The following is a 19,392-nucleotide window of genomic DNA, read 5'->3' on the forward strand; positions in this document are numbered from 1 at the left end:
GCCGTCTCAGTGCCGCTCACGCGTCCTCCGGGGAGGCCAGGCCCGTGAGGTAGGCCAGGCTCGCGCGCACGTCCGCCAGAGGATCGGCGTCGGCCGACGTGAGGATCACGTCCTGCTCCATGACGTACCAGCCGGTGTAGCCGGCGGCCGTCAGGCCGGACACGATGCCCGCCACGTCGACGTCGCCGCGGCCGAGCGGACGGTACATCCCGGCCCGCACCGCGTCGGTGTAGGTGAGCTCGCCCGCCCTGACCCGCCCGGCGAGGTCCGCGTCGACGTCCTTGAGATGCGCGTGGGCGATCCGCTCGGGGGCCTTCCTGACGACGTCGAGCGGATCGGCGCCGCCGGCCAGCAGGTGCCCGGTGTCCAGGCAGAGGGAGACGGCCGAGCCTTCCAGGACCCGCTCCACCTCCTCGCCGGTCTCGACCATCGTGCCCACGTGGGGGTGCAGGGTGAGCAGGTGGGAGATCTCCCGGTCGATCCGGTCGAGGTTGGACAGCAGCGTCCGCCAGCCCTCGTCGTCCAGGGCGGGGCGTCCGTCGTAGCCGTCCACCCCGGTCGCGGCGGCCAGCACGACCACCGCGTCCGCCTCGAAGGCGGCCACCGTGTCCCGCAGGGCGGGCAGCGGGTCGTGCGCCGGGTCGTGCAGGACGACCGGGACGAAGCCGCCGATCGCGCGCAGGCCGTAGCCGCCGAGCAGGGCGGCGCGGCGGTCCGGCTCCGGCGGCAGGAACCCGTCCGGGCCCAGCTCGGTGGCCGTCAGCCCGAGCGCGGCCATCTCGGCCAGCACACGCCCCGGGGTGAGCTGGTGACCCCAGCCGGGCACCTCGCAGACTCCCCAGGAGATGGGGGCGGCGGCGATCCTCACTTCGTCACCTCCGTCACGCGGACGGGACGGTCGGTCCGGCGGGACAGGTCCGCCGCCTCGGCCACGTACAGCGCGGCCAGGGCGTCGCGGACCGTGCAGGGGCTCTCCCGCTCGCCCCGCGCCGCCTCAAGGAAGGCGGTCATCTCCGCGACGTACGCCTCCTCGAATCTGGCCTGGAAGTCCGGCCAGGGGTCGCCGTCCGGCGCGAAGCCCTCGGCCGAGCGCAGCGGGGTGCGCCCGCCGAGCCCTGCCGCCCATGCGCCGCGGGTGCCGGCCAGCTCCATCCGCACGTCGTAGCCCGCGCCGTTGTAGCGCGAGCCCTGCAGGGTGGCCAGCGTGCCGTCGTCCATCGTCAGGATCGCGGCGCTGGTGTCCACGTCGCCCGCCTCGGCGAAGTACTCCTCGCCGCGGTTGGCGCCGGTCGCGTAGACCGTGTCCACCTCGCGCCCGGTGACCCAGCGCAGGATGTCGAAGTCGTGGATGTGGCAGTCGCGGAAGATGCCGCCGGACAAGGGGATGTAGCCGGCGGGCGGCGGCGCGGGATCGGCGGTGATCAGGTGGACGCGGTGCAGCACGCCCAGATCGCCGGAGCGCAGCGCGTCGCGGGCGGCCAGGTAGCCCGCGTCGAAGCGGCGCTGGAAGCCGATGTGCACGACGGCGCCGGTGCGCTCGACGGTCTCGGCGACCCGCAGCGTCTCCTCCGCCGTGGGCGCCGCCGGTTTCTCGCAGAACGCCGGGACGCCCAGCTGACAGGCGCGATCGAGCGCCTCCGCGTGGGTGGACGTCGGGGTCGCGATCACCACGGCGTCCGCGTCGAAGGGGTCGCCGACCGTCGCGGACAGCCGTGCCGCCACCTCCTCCGCCCGGCTCCGGTCCACGTCGGAGACCACCAGCTCGTCCGCGAGACCGGCAAGGGTGGCGGCATGGAAGACGCCTATGCGGCCAAGGCCCAGCAAACCCACACGCATGTGTCAGCTCCTCGTCCAGGGGCCTCCAGTTCTAGATGAGCGGAAGGTAAAGGTCAATAGTTTGTCCTGACATTCGGATGAACTATCATCCCGATGAGAAAAGCGTGACTCAGCGCTCGACGAGGGTGACCTCGAGGGAATAGTGCGAGGCGCGGTACACGTGCGAGCCGTGCTCGACCGCCCGGCCCTGGTCGTCGTAGGTGGTGCGGACCATCGTGAGCAGCGGGCAGCCGCGCCGCTCCTCCAGTAACCGGGCCTCCGCCGGGGAGGCCGCGCGGGCGCCGATGCGCTGGTGTGCCACCCGCATCCGGATGCCGGTCTGGCGCAGCATCTCGTAGAGCCCGCGCTCCATCAGCGACTCGGCCGTCAGCGGGGCCAGCCCGACCGGCAGCCAGTTGTGCAGCAGGGCGAGCGGCTCTCCCATGGCGAACCTGATCCGCTCCAGCCGCAGCACCTCCGTGCCCGGTTCGACGCCCAGGGCGGCGGCGACCTCCTCCTCGGCCGGTACGGTGTTCAGGGACAGCACCCGGGTCTCCGGCTCCTGCCCGGCCCGGCGGAGGTCGTCGTACAGGCTGGTGAGCTCGACCGCGCGCTTCACCTGGCCGTGCACGACCTGGGTGCCGACGCCGCGTTTGCGGACGACCAGGCCCTTGTCCACGAGGAACTGGATCGCCTGGCGGATGGTGGGGCGGGAGAGGCCGAGTTGCTCGGCGAGCTGGATCTCGTTGTCCAGCCGGGAGCCGGGGGGCAGCTTGCCGGCCTGGATGGCCTCCGTGATCCGCTCGGCCACCTGGAAGTAGAGGGGCACGGGGCTCGACCTGTCGAGGTCGATGTCCAATCTGGTGACTGTCACGACTCGACGGTAGCTGACATCAGAATGTCTTGACCAATGCCACAGTGGCCTGATTAACAGAAGATGTCCAGTTCGCAACTGCGGTCATTATGTCTTGACAAACTGTTCACGTGACGTTCATCGTGGAGCACACCGCGGCGCCGGATCGGGGCTCTGGGCGGCGCCCGACGACCCCCCGAGAGGCAAGAGGAGTGACGCCACCTTGAGGCGTACCCGGAAGATCGTTCCCCTGGCACTGCTCGCGCTCGCCGTCGCCGCCTGCGCGCCCTCCACCGGCCCGGACGCGCCGTCCTCGGCGACGAGCGCCGAGCCGTTGCCCGGCCCCTCGATCGACGCGTCCCTCGACCTGGACGCGCTGGTCGCCGCCGCGAAGAAGGAGGGCGGCCTGCTCGTCTACGACTCCAGCGGCGACATCGAAGAGGTGGCCAAGGCCTTCACCGCCAAGTACGGCATCCCGATGGAGGGGGTGAAGTCCGACACCCCGCAGACCGCCGAGAAGATGACGAGGGAGCACGCGGCGGGCAACGTCACCATCGACGCGGCCATGTACGAGGACGGCGGCGTGCTGGTCGGGCAGCTCATCCCGCAGGGCGTCGCGCAGACGTGGGTGCCCGCCGACCTGAAGGACCAGATCCCGGCCGAGAGCCGGAACCCGCTGCTCGCGCTGTCGAAGGCCACGGTCTTCGCTTACAACACCAAGCTGTCGCCCGGCGGATGCCCGATCAAGAACGTGTGGGACCTGACCGAGCCGGAGTGGGCGGGCAAGCTCGTCATGCAGGACCCGCTCGGCAAGCCGACCGTGCTGTCGTTCTTCACCCAGCTCGACGCGCACGGCAACCAGGCGCTGGAGCAGGCCTACCAGGCCAAGTACGGCAAGCCGCTGCAGACCGAGGAGAAGAGCGCCGCCTACGAGTGGGTCAAGCGCATCTCGGCCAACAAGCCCGTGCTGACCGGCTCCGACGAGGACATCTCGGCCGCGGTGGGCGCGCAGAACGCCACCGACAAGAAGATCGGCTTCATGTCGATCTCGAAGTTCCGCAACAACGAGGACAAGGGATACGCCCAGGCGACCTGCGAGGGGATGACGCCGTTCGTCGGCTTCAGCTACCCCAAGTACGTCGCGATCGCCGCCAAGAGCAAGCACCTCAACGCGGCCAAGCTGTACGTCCACTTCATCATGACCGAGGAGGGCGTGAAGCACGAGATCGGCGAGGGCGGCGTCTCCGGCAACAGCACGGTGAAGCCTTTGGTCACCCCGGACGGCCTGAGCGACTGGAAGGGGCAGCTCTTCCACACCGACCCCGCCGGGCTGCTCGGCGACCTGCGCAACCGGCAGACGGCCTCGGACTTCTGGCGCGTCAACCACGGCTGACCCGCTGAACGGAAAGGCCCCCGGGGATACCCGGGGGCCTTCTGATGCGCCCGCGTCAGTCGCGCGGGTCCCAGCCGTCGGTGTCCACGTCGAGGTCGAGCTCGTCGGCGATGTCGCCCCACTTGGTGAACTTGAAGCCGGTGATCTCCCGGTCGGGCTCGGCGGGGGTGTTCTCCCCGTCGTGCGCGACGAACACGCCCTCGACGAAGTCGCCGAGCGGCACGTTCAGCACGGTCGAGCCGTCGCTGTGCTCGACGCCGTCGCGGCCGTCCTTCTCACCCACGCGGAACTGGCCGAGGTAGGAGTTGGACCCCTCCCTGCGGTAGACGGCGAAGGTGCTGTCGCCCTGGCTGGAGGCCAGCAGGTAGCCCTTGCCGTCCTCGCGGTAGTAGATCGTCAGGCCCTCGGCGTCCGCCGCCAGGTGCGTGCCGCCGTAGCCCGGGTCGGCGCCGGGCGTGCACTCGTCGGCCTCGGCGTCGTACGTGCCCGGCACGCCGAACTCCTTGGTCTTGTCCACCAGCACCGGCGTGCCGGTGAGGTCGGCCCGCATCCGCCAGATGCCGACGTCCTCCTGGGCGGCGTAGAGCACGTCCTTCTCCTGGTCCACGACCATGCCCTCGACCTGCGGCTGGACTCCGGGCTCGTCGCACGGGGCCCAGCTCTGCCCGTTGGGCAGGGCGAACGACGCGGGCAGGTCGAGCGTCCTGACCAGCTGGTAGCCGACCTTCCCGCCCGGCTTGGGCAGCAGCTTCACCAGCCCGACCGAGGTCCGGTGCCGCCGGCTGACCAGCGCGTAGGTCCCGGTGGAGTCGGTCCAGGTGGCCAGGCCGTACGCCGTCTCCTTCTCGTCGACCTGCTCCTGGGTGGAGTTGAAGACGAACGGCGCGGCCGGGTCGGTCACGTCGGTGAGCCGGCCGTGGGAGATGGCGTAGATCCTGAGCTGGTCGCGGCCCCGGTCGGAGACCACCGCGAGGTCCCGGTCGCCGAAACCGTAGGCCACGTCGACGTTGTTGAACCTGCCGACCTCGTCGTCGGGGCCCGGCGCGGCGGGCGCGGGCAGGTGCTGGACCTGCCGTCCGTCGAGGTCGTAGACGAAGAGCCCGGCCTCCTTGGCGGTGCCGATCACCACGCTGTCGTCCGAGTCGTGGGGGTCCACCCAGATGGCGGGGTCGTCGCCGTTGGCGTTGCCGCCGGCCTCGTCGTCGTACAGGGCGGGGGTCTCCACCTGCGGGTACACGGTGGCGGCGCCGCTGCTCGACGCGGGGACCGCCGCCCCGCCTATCAGGGAGATCGTCAGAGTGGCAAGGAACAGCCCGGACAGGGGACGCATCGCGCCTCCTCGGTTGGGGGATGATGTCGCCTCGACCGTAATGACCAATTAACACCAATGCAATAGGTCATGCTTATGTCATGACATACACACAGCTAAGAGGTCGGTTGCGCAGGCCCGGCCCCGATGGCACAGTCGCACGCCGGAGGGGAAGGAGCTGGGTGTGGGACCTGGGCAGGGACTGTTCACCGAGGCCATGGGGCAGCTGGCCGCGGGCGTGGCGGTCGTGACGGTCAAGGACGACCGCGACGACCTGGGCACGACGGTCGCGACCCTGATGTCGGTGTCGCTCGACCCGCCGCTCGTGCTGATCAGCCTCGACTCGGCCGGATATCTCGCCGAGGTGTTGCTGCGCAGGGACCGCTGGGCCGCGAGCGTCCTCGCGGACGGCCAGCAGGCGGTCGCCTCCAGGTTCGCCGCGGCCGGGCGGCCGGGCGCCCGGCTCCTGCTGGCCGGGGTCGCCCACCATCGCGGCGCGCACAGCGAGGCGCTGGTCGTGGAGCGCGGGGTGGCGGCGATCGAGGCCGAGACGATCCAGGTCGTCCCGGCCGGCGATCACACGCTGTTCATCGGGGAGGTCCTCGGCGTCGACTACGTCGACGCCTCCAAGGCCCCGCTCGTACGGCTTCGCTCCCGCTACCGCATCGTCCAGGCGTGAGCCGGCCGGGCTGCCGTACATCTGTGACGGTCACGCGGCACGGGCTGAATCCCCGGCCTTCAGGCCGGGGAGCGGGTCAACGGATCGTCCAGTAGCCGGGCAGCACGAGCGGGCCGTACGCCGGGAGGCCGAGCTGCCCGGCCATCCGCGCCAGCGGCCCCCACGCCTCCAGACGCACCCGGGCGAGCGCGGCCGACTTGTCCTCGCTGGACTCCGGCGGGCGCAGCCGCTCCAGGGGATGCATGCGGGGATAGGTCCGTACGGGGGCGTCGCCGGGCAGCCCGGCCCGGCGGCGGGCCAGGGCGAGGGCGTCCTCCAGGCCGCCGAGCTCGTCGGCGAGACCGGCCGCCCTGGCGTCGGCGCCGGTCCACACCCGGCCCCTGGCCAGCTCGTGCGCCCGTTCCTTGGTGAGGTCGCGGCCCTGCGCCACCTTGCCCACGAAGTCGTCGTAGATGCGGTCGAGCCAGGCGTTCACCCGCTCCCACTGGTCGTCGGAGAACGTGGTGGACGGCGAGAACATCCCGGCGTTGGCACCCTCGGCGACCGACTCGGTCACCACGCCGAGCTTGCCGAGCAGCTCGCCGACGACGGGCTTGCCGCCGAACACGCCGATCGAGCCGGTCAGCGTGCCCGGCTGGGCCACGATCACGTCGGCCGCCATCGACACGAAGTAGCCGCCGGAGGCCGCCACGTCGCCCATCGACACGATGACCGGCTTGCCGGCCCGGCGCGCCAGCACGACCTCCCGCCAGATCGCGTCGGAGGCGACGTACGACCCGCCGGGGCTGTCCACGCGGAACACGATGGCCTTGACCTTCTCGTCCCGGCGGGCCGAGCGCAGGGCGGCGCAGATGGTGTCGGAGCCTATGGCGCCCCCGCCGCCCAGCGGTGAGCGGCCGCTGCGCCCGAGACGGATCATGCCGTTGCCGTGGACCAGGGCGACCGTGGCCGCTCCGGGGTGGGGGAGCCTGCCGGACAGCGCGCTCTTGGCGTACCGCGACACGTAGAGCAGGTGCGCGCCGTCGTCGACGGTCTCGGCGTAGACCTCGTCGCGATACTTCAGCCCGTCCACGAGCCCGGCCTCGACGGCCTCCGACCCGATGAACGGGCCCTGGTCGATCAGCTCACGCACCCGCTCGGGGTCGAGGCCGCGCCCCTCGGCGACGCCGGCGACGATCTGCTCGGTGACCGACTCGGCGATGCGCCCGGCCGACTCGCGGTGGGCGTCGGTCATGTGGTTCTGGGTGTAGGTGTTGGCCGCGGTCTTGTACTCGTGCCGCTGGCCGATCTGATACTGCACCCCGGCCTTGGCGAGCGCGTCGCGCAGGAACCGCTGCTCCAGCGCCACCCCGGTCAGGCCCACGTCGCCGGAGGGCTGGAGGTAGACCCGCTCGAAGGCGCTGGCCAGGTAGTAGGGGACGGTGCCGGCGCCGAACTCGCCGAACGTCTCGGCGAACGCGACGGTCCGCTTGCCCGCGGCGCGCAGCTTGACCACGGCCGTGCGCAGCTCCTGCACCATGCCGAGGCCGAGAGGGTTGCCGCCGATCTTGACGATCAGCGCGGTGACGCGAGGGTCCTTGCGGGCGCGGCGCAGGCCCGACAGCACCTCGGCGAGGCGCGCCTTGCGCATGGACAGCAGGGCGGTGACGGGGTCGGCGGGCGGACCTTCCGACAGCCCCTCGGTCAGGTCCAGTTCCAGCACGAGCGGTGCGGTGCGGCGCTGCCGCAGCTTGCCGACCGTTTCTACGATCGTCCTCGTCGCGTCCATAAATGCCACCATAAGCGAAGGTTTCGCCAGGATGGCCGGATGATCAGAGCCCCCGCGCGAGACGCGCGGGGGCCCGATCGGCTCGAAGCGGTTACTTCAGGCCATTGGACATGGCGCCGATCAGTTCACCGTTGGAGGTGTCGCCGCTGAACTCCCAGAAGAAGGCCCCGCCGAGACCCTGGTTCTTGGCGTAGGTCATCTTGCCGCCGATCGTGGCGGGGGTGTCGTAGCTCCACCAGTTCGAGCCGCACTTGGCGTAGGCGGTGCCGGCGACCGTGCCGGTGGCCGGGCAGCTGGTCTTGAGGACCTTGTAGTCCTCGATGCCCGTCTCGTACGTGCCGGGCGCGGCGCCGGTGGCGGTGCCGCCGGGCGCGTCCTGGGTGACGCCGGTCCAGCCGCGGCCGTAGAAGCCGATGCCCAGCAGGATCTTGTTCGCCGGGACGCCCAGGCTCTTCAGCTTCTGCACCGCGTTGTCGCTGTAGAAGCCCGCGACCGGGATGCCGGAGTAGGACGTGAGCGGCGAGTGCGGAGCCGTCGGGCCCTTGGCGTCCCAGGCGCCGAAGAAGTCGTAGGTCATGACGTTGTACCAGTCGACGTACTGCGCCGCGCCGCCGTAGTCGGCGAGGTCCATCTTGCCGCCGGAGTTGCCGTCGGCGGTGATCGCCGCGGTGATCAGGTAGTCCTTGCCGAACTTGGCGCGCAGCGCGGCCATGAGGTTCCTGTACGCCGCAGGGCCGCTGCTGTCACAGCTGAGGCCGCAGGCGTTCGGGTACTCCCAATCGATGTCGATGCCGTCGAACACGTCCGCCCAGCGCGGGTCCTCGACCAGGTTGTAGCAGGAGTTCGCGAACGCGGTGGGGTTGGCCGCCGCCTGCCCGAAGCCACCCGACCAGGTCCAGCCGCCGAAGGAGTAAAGGATCTTGATGTTCGGGTACATCGCCTTGAGCTTGCGCAGCTGGTTGAACGCGCCGCGCAGCGCGTTGGGGTTGTCCCAGGTGTCGGCCTTGCCGTCCACGCTGTTGGCCGTGGTGTAGGCCATGTCGTAGTCGGCGTAGGAGTCGCCGATCGCGCACTGGCCGTTGGTCACGTTGCCGAAGGCGTAGTTGATGTGGGTGAGCTTGGCGGCCGAGCCGCTGCTCACGATGTTCTTCACGAAGTACTGCCGGCCGTAGACGCCCCAGTCGGTGAAGTAGCCCATCACCTTCTTGCCGCCGGGCGGCGGGGGCGTGCTCGGGCTCGCCGAGGGTGATGCGGAGGGAGACGCCGAGGGAGACGCGGACGGCGAGGCCGAGGCGGACGGGCTGGGGCTCGGGCTCTTGCTCGGGCTGGCCGAGGGGGAGGTGGTCGGCCCGCCGGCGCAGGGCGCGCCGTTCAGCGTGCAGTTCAGCGGGGTCGAACCGCCGGGCGCTCCGATGAAGCCGAAGCTCGCCGACGCGCCCGCCGCGAGGCCGCCGCTCCAGGAGGGGTTCTTGAACGTGTAGTGGTTGCCGCTCTTGGTCATGGTGGTGTCCCAGGCCGAGCTGATCGTCGCGCCCGACGGCATGTCGACCTCGACGGTCCAGCTCGGCAGGGCGTCCGACCCGGCCTTCACGGTGAACTTGCCCTGGAAGCCGGATCCCCAGTCGGAGTCGACGGCGTACGTGGCGGTGGCGGGGGTGGCGGCGGTCGCGGTCCCGAGCGCGAGCGGCGCGAGTAACGCGGCGCCCGCGATCACGGACCCTAGGAGGATCTTTCGCAACGGAGCTCCTGCTCTTGGGGGGGAAAGGACAGGAAAGTTTCCTATTAGTTAGGAGAGTAAGCACAGACCGCGAAGGGGTCAACGCCCTCGTGGCCCTCTAAGCGTCGTTTAAGCCTCCGCTAAGGTCGCGGCGCCGTCTTCGGTGACGACCGGGCCTGCTCCAGTGCCGCGACCGACAAGATCCGCCCGGGGCAAAGATCGGCGGGAGGGGCACCAGCGTGCCACGGCATCCAACGTTTGCCCCATGGCCCAGGCGTCGGCCCCACTGCATGGATCATGCTTCTCGCGATAGGAGCTGCTCAGTACGATCCTGGGGATCTCAGGAGCTTTCCACGAAGCGCGCGCCCGGCCCGGGCGTGCGGCAGACGTCTTCCGGGGCGAGGTGGCTGTGCCCCGCAGCGCACTCGAGGACGACCTTGACCGGCTCGTCGCAGGAGCTCGCATCGTCGACGGGCCGGTGCCGGACGATGACCGACGGGCCCTGCGGGTCGGCGAGGTACGTGTCGCCCCATTCCAGGAGCGCCACGAGCGTGGGCCGCAACGCCCGGCCCTGCTCGGTGAGCTCGTAGGCGAAGCGCTGTCGATCCCCAGGCTCCTGATAGGGCACGCGGCGCATCACTCCCGCGGTCACCAAGGTCTCGAGCCGAGTCGCCAGGAGATTCCTGGCGATCCCGAGGCGGGAGTGGAACTCTCCGAACCGGCGCGCGCCGTCCAGCGCTTCACGAACGATCAGCAGCGACCAGCGCTCCCCCACCACCGAGAGGGCGCGCGCCACCGAGCAGTTCACTGGGTCGATTCGCCGCGTCTCCATGGGACGAGTGTACCCATCTGGGTTTACAAGCTGTACTTAGCCTTCGTAGACTCCAGCCTGAGTTGAAGAACTAAACTCATAAAGGAGATCGACCATGCCCATGCTCGACGTGTACATTCCCGAGGGCGCGCTCCAGCCGGACGCCGAGGCGGCGCTGCTGAACCGCATCACCGAGATCCTCGTCCGCAACGAGGGATTCGACCCCGCCGACCCGGTGAGCCGTTCCGTCTCCTGGCTCTGGCTGCACCGACCGGCCGGCATCTACGTCGGCGGAGAACCCGCGGACGCACCTCGCTACAAGGTCGTCCCGTCCGTCCCCGAGGGCCAGCTCGACGAGCAGAAGCGTGCGAGCGTCATCGCCGAGGTCACCGAGGCAATCCTCGACGCGGAGAACGGCGCCTGGCCGCGTGACGCCAGCCGGATCTGGGTATTCCCCACCGAGATCCCCGAGGGTCACTGGGGCGGCTGGGGCCAGATCAGGCCGCTCGCAACGATCCTCGCCCGACTCACCGGCGACGACACCAAACGGGCCCGTACGCTCGCGCGTGAGCGGATCGCTGCCACCCGAGCCGAACACGCCCGCCTGCCCTGATGAGCGGCGAACGAAGTGGGGATCGATGCGGCCGGTGACACAGTCGTTAGGATCAGCCCGACTCAGGCGACGTTGGCCTTGGCCACGACCTCGCGGAGGCGTTCGTCGGCGGCGTGCTGGTTCCGCCAGATGATGTAACGGCGGATCATGCTGCCCTGCTCTTTGTGGGTGGCGTGGTCGGTGCCGTCCAGGGTGAAGTAGCGCAGGGCGGTGAACTGGGCCTTGGGAGCCAGGAGCTGTTGGTCGGCGTGTAGGCGAGTTCGACGTTGTTCGCCGCGGCCCAGTCGCCGACGCGGCTGTCCTTCTTCGTGGTCAGGTGCGGGGAGAAGTTGTCGAGCACGAACGCGATGCGGATCTCGGGTAGAGACCGCGCAGATAGCGGCAGAATTCTAGGAACCTGGTCCGGTGCTTCCTTGGCTTGATGTGGCCGTAGAGCTTGTCTTTGCCCAGGTCGTAGGCGGCGAACAGGTGTCTGACCCCGTGCGGGTGGGTGTAGGTCGCCCGTCGGCGGGGCCTCGGTTCCCGGCCGGGGTCCTTGTGCCGCCCACCGCGCTCGGCCCACTGCCGCGCCGCACGGATCAGCATCCGAACGGCGCGTCACGTCACTACGGGGCAAACGTTCTCTGATGCGGCTACTAGGGAGTGGTTTCCTGCCGGCAGGAAGTGCCGGTGACCATGTTGACGGTGGCGGCGGTGATGACCGAGTCGAGCCGGTCCCGGGCGCGCAGGAGATCGGTGATGCGCCGGTCGACATGCTCGCGCTCCGCCGCCAACCGCTTGAGCAGAGTGGGAGTGGCGCGGCCGTCGACGACGCACGGCAGGAGCTCGAGGATCGTCTTGCTGGACAGCCCGGCGGCGTACAACTCCTGGATCAGCTGGACCCGGTCGACCGCGCTCTCGGGATAGTGGCGCTGGCCGCTGGGGCTGCGCTCGGCGCTGAGCAGATTCTGCTCCTCGTAGTAGCGCAGGGCCCGGACGCTGACGCCGGTCCGGGCGGCCAGTTCTCCGACGCGCATCTCGTCTCCTGTGTGACATTCATCACGCGACTTGCCTCTGACGTCAACGTCAGGTTTTAGCGTAACCGGCGTGCGCCTCACCGGAGGACTTTCTCCTGGTTGGTCTCCTGACGCACAAGGGCTCGAGCGAGAGGGGCGCGTGAAACGCGTCCTCCACCAGCAGACAGCCTGACCCCATCCACACGCACCACGCCTGGAAGAAGCACACGCATGCCCACGTACAAGACGACCGGCCTCACCGGCCCCGCGTCCACTCCGACCGTGTCGGTGAAGCCGGTCGTGCTGCCCGCACCCCAGCGCGGCGAGGACCTGCACGTACGCGTCTCCGCGCCGGTCACCGGCACCAATCTGCCGATCGTGCTGTTCGCCCACGGATTCGGCTCGAACCTGGACGGCTACGCACCCTTGGTCGACCACTGGGCCTCCCATGGCTTCGTGGTGATCCAGGCCACTCACCTCGACTCCAGGCGCCTCGACATCGCCGCGGACGATCCCCGCAGGCCCGAGATGTGGCGCCACCGCGTGCAGGACATGAAGCGGATCCTCGACGAACTCGACACCCTGGAGGCATCCGTGCCCGGCCTGGCCGGCCGGGTGGACCACAGTCGCATCGTCGCGGCCGGACACTCCTTCGGCGGCCAGACCGCGGGCATACTCGTGGGTCTGCGCGTCATGGACCCGAAGACCGGAACCGCGCAGGACATGTCCGACCCCCGGGTCATGGCCAGCGTCCAGCTGGCCACAGCGGGCAACGGCGGTGACGAACTGACTCCCCTCGCCCACGAGAGCGCTCCCTGGCTGCGCGACCAGGACTTCTCCCATATGACCGCACCCGGACTCGTCGTCGCCGGCGACAAGGACGAACTCCCGCTCTCCACCCGGGGACCGTCCTGGATGACCGACCCCTACACCCTCAGCCGCGGCGACAAGAGCCTGCTGACGGTCTACGGCGGCCGGCATTCTCTCGGCGGAATCTCCGGCTACGAGGCAGCGGAAACCACCGACGAGAATCCCGGCCGCGTCGCCCTCGTCCAGCAGGTCACCCTCGCCTACCTGCGCCACGTCACCGGCACCGACCACACCGACTGGGAAACGGCGCAGGCCGTCCTCGCCGGTGATTCCCACCCGCTGGGACGACTGGAATCGAAGTAACCACCTGCCCAAGCGACGTTCGGCCCTGCGAGCCGGCCGGGGACCGGACGTTTCTCCGCGACGGTGCCTGTTCTGCTCCCCATGCCGGCTCCCGTACCATGATTCGGTGCACGGCTTCGTCCGCTCCGTGTGGTTTGAGCCCCGTCCTCCCGATCCACCCATACGCGTGTGGCGGGACTGGGCGCTCGTCGGGGTGCTCGTGCCGCTCGCGGTGCTCGAAGGGGTGCTGCGGCCGGACCTTCCGTGGCGGCCCTTCGCGGTGGCCGTCACCGCCGGACTGGTGCCCACCCTGCTGTGGCGGCGCACCCGGCCGCTGGCGATGCTCACGATCTGCTTCGTCGTCACGGGTGTGATCCCGATCCTCGTGACCGGCGCGACGCTCGACGCGTACACGCTGGGATACATGCTGATCCTGCCGTACGCGGTGTTCCGGTGGGGGTCGGGCAGGGAGATCGTGGCCGGCCTGGGGATCATGCTCACCGCGTCCGGTCTGTCCGCGCTCGTCGACCACACCGCTCTGCCCGACGTGATCGGGCCGTTCGCCGTCATGCTCGCGACCACCAGCCTGGGCGGCGTGTTCCGCTATCGCGCCGGGGCGAGGATGCGCGAGCTGGACCAGGTCAAGCTGCTGATGCGCGAGCAGCTCGCCCGCGACCTGCACGACACGGTCGCGCACCACGTCTCCGCGATGGCCATCCGCGCACAGGCGGGGCTCGCCACGGCGGCGTCGCGTCCGGACGCCGCGGCCGAGGCCCTCCGCGTGATCGAGGCCGAGGCGGCACGGGCCCTCGACGAGATGCGTGCCATCGTCCGCGTCCTGCGCAGGGACCGGCCGGCGGAGCTGACCCCCGGCCTGCGCATCGCCGAGCTCGAACGGCTCGCGAGCCGGGGCGGCTCCCACCACCCGGCGGTCGAGGTGGAGATATCGGGTGACCTGGACGGCCTGTCGCCGTCGGTCGAGTCCGCGGTCTACCGCATCGCGCAGGAGGCGGTGACCAACGCCGTACGGCACGCGCGTCGCGCCACCAGGGTCGAGGTGCGCGTCGCCGCCGACGAGACGGCGGTGCGCCTGTGCGTGCGCGACGACGGCGACGGGGGCTCCACCCGTCCGGCCGCGCCTCCGGGATACGGGATCATCGGCATGAGCGAGCGCGCGAACCTGCTCGGCGGCACGTGCGTGGCCGGCCCGGACCGCGATCGGGGGTGGACGGTGACCGCGGTGCTTCCCCGGGCCGGGGCCGCGACATGAGCGAGCGGAGCGAGCGAGTCGGTGGGCACGGCGTCCGGGTGCTGATCGCCGACGACCAGGAGATCGTCCGCACCGGGCTCTCGATGATCCTCGACGCCCAGCCGGACATCGAGGTCGTCGCCACGGCCGCCGACGGGCGGCGGGCCGTCGAGCTCGCGCGGCGCCTGCGTCCCGACGTGTGCCTGTTCGACATCCGCATGCCGGGGACCGACGGCATCGAGGCGACCCGGTCCCTCGCCGGACCGGACGTCGCCGACCCCCTCGCCGTCGTCGTAATCACGACGTTCGACCTGGACGAGTACGTCTACGCCGCGCTGAGAGCGGGGGCCCGGGGGTTCCTGTTGAAGAACGCCGGCGCCGACATGCTCGCGCAGGCCGTGCACGCCGCCGCCGGCGGCGAGGCGCTCATCGCCCCGAGCGTCACCGCGCGGCTGCTCGGGGCCTTCGCCCGCACCGGCCCCGCCTCGTCACCCGCGCAGCCCATCGAGGCGCTCACCTACCGGGAGGAGCAGATCCTCGCCGCCGTGGCGCGCGGCCGGACCAACGTGGAGATCTCCGCCGAGCTGCACATCTCGCTCAGCACGGTCAAGACCCACGTCGCCAGCCTGATGGCCAAGCTCGGCGCCCGCAACCGGGTGGAGATCGCCATCTGGGCCTACGAGACCGGTCGCGTCAGGAGCTGACCGCGGTCCCGGCTCTGGCGCGCGGCGGCGGCGTTCCGCGCGAGATCGCCCAGTCCGGCGCCCAGGTCCCGGCGGCGTCGTGGCCGGCCGCCGTGGCGGCGAGGTGGGCGCGGAGGGTGGCCAGCGCGGGGTGGGGGTTGTCGCGGTGCCACAGGAGCGAGTGCGGGTAGACGGGCACGGGGTCGGTCACCGGGATGCGGCGCAGGCCGTGGCCGGCGGGCCAGACGAGGCGGGTCTGCCCGCCCATGAAGGTGGCCAGGGCCGGGGTGTCGGCGATGGTGTCGAGGAGCGCGTCGGAGCCGAAGTTGGGGCCGGTCGCCTCGATGGTGAGGCCGAACTCGGCGACGAGGTCGTCGTAGTAGGCGGTCCACTCGGTTCCGGGGACGAGGCCGGGCATCCAGATCCGGTGCTCGGCGAGCTGGGCGACGGTCACCGACCGGGCGCCGGCCAGCGCGTGGCCGGGGCCGATGAGGAGCTGGAGCGGCTCGTCGAGCACCCGGACGGACTCGATCTCCTCGGGAAGGGGCCGGCCGGGCATGGCGACGGCGCGGAAGGACGCGTCGATCGCACCGGACCGGATGGCGGCGACGGCCTTCTCGATATCGAACAGCATCACCACGTCGAGGTCGATCTCGGGGTGCGCGCGGTGGAAGCCGCGCATCAGGCCCGAGGCCGCGCTGCGCGAGGCGAGCATGTCGACGCGCAGCGGACGGCGGCCGGTGCGCACGGACGCGACGGCCCGGTCGGCGGCGCGCAGCAGCTCCCGGGCGTGGGGCAGGAACGCCTGCCCGTCGATGGTGAGCTCGGCGCCGCGCGGCGTGCGGGTGAACAGCCGCACGCCGAGGTCGCGCTCCAGCGCGGCGATGCGCTTGGAGACGGCCTGCTGGGTGACCGCCAGCTCGGCGGCGGCCTCCTGGAACTGCCCCGCGTCGGCGACGGCGACGAAGGTCCGGACGGTGTCGAGGTCCATGCGGACACCCTATGGATACAACCGCCGGTTGTGCCGGGGCGGCCTCGCGGTTGTTTGATCCCCAGGCACGGTGCTCGCTTTGATACTTCCGATCGCGGATCGGTTGTGCGAGTGAGTGACGAGGGGCGTCGGACATGGGGAACGGGCACCGGCTGGGACGGCGGTTCGGGTGGCTCTGGGCAGCGTACGGAACCAGCGCGCTCGGCACGTGGCTCGCCTTCGGCGCGTTCCCGCTGATCGCGGTCCAGGTGCTGCACGCCGGGCCGGCGCAGGTCGCGGCGTTGGCCTCCGTGGGGGCCGCGGTGGGCGCGGCCGTGGCGGTGCCGCTGGGCCCGTGGGTGGAGTTCCGCCGCAAGCGGCCGGTGCTGGTCGGGACGGACCTGGTGCGGTTCGCGGCGCTGCTGACGATCCCCGCCGCGTTCGCGCTCGGCGTGCTCTCCTTCGTCCAGCTCCTGCTGGTCTCGGTCGTCGTCGCGGCGGCCGACATCACCTTCCGCGCGGCCTCCGGCGCGTACCTGAAGACGCTGGTGCCGGCCGGGGACCTGCTCGTCGCCAACGCCCGATTCGAGTCCACGGCCTGGACGACCACGATCATCGGACCGCCGCTGGGCGGCGCCGCGATCGGGCTCCTCGGTCCGGTGGCGACGGTGGTGGCCGACGCGGTCAGCTACCTGCTCTCGGCCCTGGGCATCCGCGCGACGGGCGGCCGGGAGCCGCGGCCCGAGCGCAGGGAGGCCACGCGCCTGCGGGCCGGGGACCTGCTCGACGGCTGGCGGTACATCCTCGCCGACCCGACGCTGCGTCCGCTGTTCTTCAACACCGCCGTGTTCAACGGCCTGGTGATGGCCGCCGACGCGCTGCTGGCCGTCCTGATGCTCGGCCGGCTCGGGTTCGAGCCGTGGCAGTACGGCCTCGCCTTCGCCGCGCCCTCGATCGGCGGGCTGCTGGGTTCGCGGCTGGCCCGGCGGCTCGTCACCCGGTTCGGGCAGCACCGGGTCCTGGTCGTGTCCGGGGCGCTGCGCGCCCTCTGGCTCGTCGGCCTGGCCTTCGTGGGTTCGGGCGCCGGAGGGCTGCTGCTGGTGATGGGCGTCGAGCTCGGGCTCATCTTCTGCTGCGGGGTCTTCAACCCCGTCTGCGCGACCTACCGCCTCGAACGCACCGCGACCGGCCGGATCGCCCGCACACTGTCCGCCTGGACGGTGACGACCAAGGCCTCGACCGCGCTCCTGACCGCCGTCTGGGGCGTGCTGGGCGGACTGCTCGGCCCGCGCACGGCCATCGGCCTGGCCGGCGTGCTCCTGCTGACGACCCCGCTGCTGCTTCCCCGGCGTGCCGCGGCACCCCCCGCGGAGCCCCCCGCCGAGCCCCCCGCCGAGACGGAGCCCGCACCGAGCCGCGCCTGACGGGCCGCCACGGCCGTCTCGCGATTTCATCACCCAAGGAGAGAAAATGCCCGTCACGACCCCGGCACTGGACCCCCGGACGGCCGCACTGCTCGTCATGGATTACCAGCAGGCGATCCTGGCCTCGCTCCCCGGCCCGGCCGACCCGGAAGCGCTGCTGTCACGGGTGGCCGGCGCCATCGCCGACATGCGCGCGCACGGCGCCGCCATCGCCTACGTGCGAGTCGGATTCACCGAAGCCGACTGGGCGGCGATCCCGCCGGCCAACAGGACTTTCTCCTTCCTCGGCCGGCAGCGCCTCATGCACCACGAGGATCCCGGGACAGACATCCACCACCGGCTCGCTCCCGAGCCCGGCGACATCGTCGTCCGCAAGACCCGCTACGGCGCGCTGTCCACGACAGACCTGGACCGGCGACTGCGGGATCGCGCAATCACCACCCTGGTCATCGCCGGGATCACCACCAGCGGCGTCGTACTTTCCACCGTCACCGACGCCGCCGACCGCGACTACCGGCTCTACGTCCTGTCCGACTGCGTCGCCGACCCGGACCCGCACGCCCACCAGGCCCTGATGACCGGCGTCTTCCCGAGGCTGGCCCACATCATCGACACCGCAGAACTGCGCTCACTCCTGCACCAGGGTCATCCCGATCGGGTGGAGACCGGCCGGGCATGAGGCGGGCCGGCCCGGCGGCACCTCGCGACGTCGTCGAGCCATGATCGGGGAGGCCACGCATCATCCGGCAGCGGTTCGCCGGTCTCCAGCAGCGCCTTCAGGCTCGCCCTGCCGGGTCTCAGGACGGAACGCAGTTCTCGGGACAGAATCTGGCCTCGGGGTAGCGCGAGGACGGCTTGTCCAGGAGGGATTGCCGCTTGCCATTCAGATGCTGGTCGAGGAAGGCCGCCACGTAGGTGCGGGTGAGCTCGGCGGCACGCGCCGCGGGCAGGACGCCGGGGAGGGGTTCGATGCCGAGGGCGTCCTCCAGCAGTGGGGTGTCGGTGAAGGACTGGTGTTCGGCGCCCGTCAGCACGATCCAGCGTTTCCATCCGGTGAGCAGCTCCCAGTCGCGGTCCCATGTGGGGGCGGGACCTCCGGAGACGTGCTGCGCCGAGCCCAGGAACATGAACGGCCGGGAGAGGCCGCTCTTGGGGATGCGGGCGTAGCCGGTGCCGTCCATGTCGACCCCGGCCCGCACTCGGGGATCTTCGAGCATGGCCGCCACGGCGCTGGACCCCCCGATCGACTGCCCGGCCATGGCAATGCGGGAGCGGTCGATCCGGCCGGAGCCGTCCCACTTGGAGGGCAGCTGGTCGAGCACGAACGAGACGTCGGCGGCCCGTCCCTGAACCAGCCCGGCACCGAAGCCGGGATCGGAGTTGCTGTCGCAGGCGAGGCATTCGGCCACCCGCCCGTCGGGGAAAGTGGTGGCGTAGCTTTCGTAGGTGTGGTCGATGCCGGCCACGACATAACCCCGGCTGGCCAGGTCCTCGGCCAGGGAGGTGAGGGTGCTCGTCGGCTTGGTGAAGCCGGGAGAGAGCACCACCAGCGGCAGCATCGTGCCTGCGGGTTCGGCGTCTTTGATGGCGTTCGTATGAGTCTTGCTCAGCGTGTCGTACGGCGCGCTCGCGATTCCGGCGCCTTTCAGGAGGAGTTCGGATTCCTTGGGCGTCATGTACGCGGCGCGCTGCCCGTCGCGCTGCTTGGTCGGATACCACAGGGTGACCTTGAGCTCTCTGGCTTTGGCGTCGAGGTTCCAGGGGTCGGGGCGGGAGGTGTCCTTGAGATAGAGGGCGGTGATGCCGACCGGGTGGGGGCCGGTGGGGGCGGGCAGGGTGGCGGGGCCGGTCGGCGTGGGTGACACGGCGGCGGCTCTGGGTGGGGTGGGTGCGGAGCAGGCGGACGTGGCGAGGAGGGCCAGCCCTGCGGCGACCGCCAGGAGGTGTCTCATCGGGAGGTC

The 19,392-nt window shown here is 71.0% G+C and carries 18 protein-coding genes; 8 read left to right on the top strand and 10 right to left on the bottom strand.

The window, feature by feature from the left end; all coding sequences use genetic code 11:
- Positions 1 to 16: 16 nt before the first annotated feature.
- From FH610_RS29550 to FH610_RS29560, 3 genes are all read right to left on the bottom strand, one after another.
- Positions 17 to 868, bottom strand: a complete 852-nt coding sequence (locus tag FH610_RS29550; protein ID WP_139578307.1) for a sugar phosphate isomerase/epimerase family protein — start codon at positions 866 to 868, stop codon at positions 17 to 19.
- A complete protein-coding gene (locus FH610_RS29555; RefSeq protein ID WP_139578308.1) occupies positions 865 to 1,836 on the bottom strand; it encodes a Gfo/Idh/MocA family protein in 972 nt (323 codons plus the stop codon). Before FH610_RS29555 ends, FH610_RS29550 begins: the two co-directional genes overlap by 4 nt.
- 109 nt (positions 1,837 to 1,945) lie before the next feature.
- Positions 1,946 to 2,689 (bottom strand): GntR family transcriptional regulator, encoded by a 744-nt coding sequence (locus FH610_RS29560; RefSeq protein WP_139578309.1) that lies wholly within the window; start codon positions 2,687 to 2,689, stop codon positions 1,946 to 1,948.
- A 202-nt stretch (positions 2,690 to 2,891) separates the two neighbouring features.
- Between FH610_RS29560 and FH610_RS29565 the strand changes: the two genes are divergently transcribed.
- Positions 2,892 to 4,061: an ABC transporter substrate-binding protein gene (locus FH610_RS29565; protein ID WP_139578310.1), complete on the top strand. Its 1,170-nt coding sequence runs from the start codon at positions 2,892 to 2,894 to the stop codon at positions 4,059 to 4,061.
- Positions 4,062 to 4,116: 55 nt separating this feature from the next.
- Here the strand turns inward: FH610_RS29565 and FH610_RS29570 are convergent, their stop codons facing one another.
- Entirely contained in the window at positions 4,117 to 5,391 is a 1,275-nt protein-coding gene (locus FH610_RS29570; RefSeq protein WP_139578311.1) for a phytase, read from the bottom strand.
- Positions 5,392 to 5,587: 196 nt separating this feature from the next.
- On the opposite strand from FH610_RS29570, the gene FH610_RS29575 reads away from it, so the two are divergent.
- Positions 5,588 to 6,049, top strand: a complete 462-nt coding sequence (locus FH610_RS29575) for a flavin reductase family protein (RefSeq protein WP_139578403.1) — start codon at positions 5,588 to 5,590, stop codon at positions 6,047 to 6,049.
- Positions 6,050 to 6,125: 76 nt separating this feature from the next.
- Here the strand turns inward: FH610_RS29575 and sppA are convergent, their stop codons facing one another.
- From sppA to FH610_RS29590, 3 genes are all read right to left on the bottom strand, one after another.
- A complete protein-coding gene (gene sppA, locus FH610_RS29580; RefSeq protein WP_139578312.1) occupies positions 6,126 to 7,817 on the bottom strand; it encodes a signal peptide peptidase SppA in 1,692 nt (563 codons plus the stop codon).
- A gap of 91 nt (positions 7,818 to 7,908) precedes the next feature.
- The gene (locus tag FH610_RS29585; RefSeq protein WP_139578313.1) at positions 7,909 to 9,555 is read right to left on the bottom strand and encodes a glycosyl hydrolase family 18 protein; all 1,647 of its coding nucleotides are present in this window, start codon (positions 9,553 to 9,555) and stop codon (positions 7,909 to 7,911) included.
- 319 nt (positions 9,556 to 9,874) lie between these two features.
- Entirely contained in the window at positions 9,875 to 10,366 is a 492-nt protein-coding gene (locus FH610_RS29590) for a winged helix-turn-helix transcriptional regulator (RefSeq protein WP_139578314.1), read from the bottom strand.
- A gap of 94 nt (positions 10,367 to 10,460) precedes the next feature.
- Between FH610_RS29590 and FH610_RS29595 the strand changes: the two genes are divergently transcribed.
- Entirely contained in the window at positions 10,461 to 10,958 is a 498-nt protein-coding gene (locus FH610_RS29595) for a tautomerase family protein (RefSeq protein ID WP_139578315.1), read from the top strand.
- A gap of 635 nt (positions 10,959 to 11,593) precedes the next feature.
- Here FH610_RS29595 and FH610_RS29605 read toward each other — a convergent pair.
- A complete protein-coding gene (locus tag FH610_RS29605; protein ID WP_139578316.1) occupies positions 11,594 to 11,974 on the bottom strand; it encodes a MerR family transcriptional regulator in 381 nt (126 codons plus the stop codon).
- A gap of 210 nt (positions 11,975 to 12,184) precedes the next feature.
- Between FH610_RS29605 and FH610_RS29610 the strand changes: the two genes are divergently transcribed.
- The 3 genes from FH610_RS29610 to FH610_RS29620 all read left to right on the top strand — a co-directional run bounded on the left by FH610_RS29610 (position 12,185) and on the right by FH610_RS29620 (position 15,058).
- Complete coding sequence (locus tag FH610_RS29610) at positions 12,185 to 13,126, top strand: alpha/beta hydrolase family protein (RefSeq protein WP_139578317.1); 942 nt, start codon at positions 12,185 to 12,187, stop codon at positions 13,124 to 13,126.
- Between the two features lie 106 nt (positions 13,127 to 13,232).
- Entirely contained in the window at positions 13,233 to 14,375 is a 1,143-nt protein-coding gene (locus tag FH610_RS29615) for a sensor histidine kinase (protein WP_139578318.1), read from the top strand.
- Positions 14,372 to 15,058 carry a response regulator gene (locus FH610_RS29620; protein WP_139578319.1) on the top strand — a complete coding sequence of 229 codons (687 nt, stop codon included), beginning with the start codon at positions 14,372 to 14,374 and terminating at the stop codon, positions 15,056 to 15,058. Before FH610_RS29615 ends, FH610_RS29620 begins: the two co-directional genes overlap by 4 nt.
- Here the strand turns inward: FH610_RS29620 and FH610_RS29625 are convergent.
- The gene (locus tag FH610_RS29625) at positions 15,048 to 16,028 is read right to left on the bottom strand and encodes a LysR family transcriptional regulator (protein WP_139578320.1); all 981 of its coding nucleotides are present in this window, start codon (positions 16,026 to 16,028) and stop codon (positions 15,048 to 15,050) included. The two genes, FH610_RS29620 and FH610_RS29625, sit on opposite strands and share 11 nt — an antisense overlap.
- 134 nt (positions 16,029 to 16,162) lie before the next feature.
- Here FH610_RS29625 and FH610_RS29630 point away from each other — a divergent pair, with 134 nt between their 5' ends.
- On the top strand, positions 16,163 to 17,431 hold the full coding sequence (locus FH610_RS29630) for an MFS transporter (protein WP_139578321.1): 1,269 nt from the start codon (positions 16,163 to 16,165) through the stop codon (positions 17,429 to 17,431).
- A gap of 46 nt (positions 17,432 to 17,477) precedes the next feature.
- Positions 17,478 to 18,110 (top strand): cysteine hydrolase family protein, encoded by a 633-nt coding sequence (locus tag FH610_RS29635; RefSeq protein ID WP_139578322.1) that lies wholly within the window; start codon positions 17,478 to 17,480, stop codon positions 18,108 to 18,110.
- A gap of 118 nt (positions 18,111 to 18,228) precedes the next feature.
- On the opposite strand, the gene FH610_RS29640 is transcribed toward FH610_RS29635, so the two are convergent.
- Positions 18,229 to 19,383 (bottom strand): alpha/beta hydrolase family protein, encoded by a 1,155-nt coding sequence (locus FH610_RS29640; protein WP_139578323.1) that lies wholly within the window; start codon positions 19,381 to 19,383, stop codon positions 18,229 to 18,231.
- Positions 19,384 to 19,392: the final 9 nt, after the last annotated feature.

The sequence above is a fragment of the Microbispora catharanthi genome, assembly GCF_006334915.2.
Taxonomy (GTDB): domain Bacteria; phylum Actinomycetota; class Actinomycetes; order Streptosporangiales; family Streptosporangiaceae; genus Microbispora; species Microbispora catharanthi.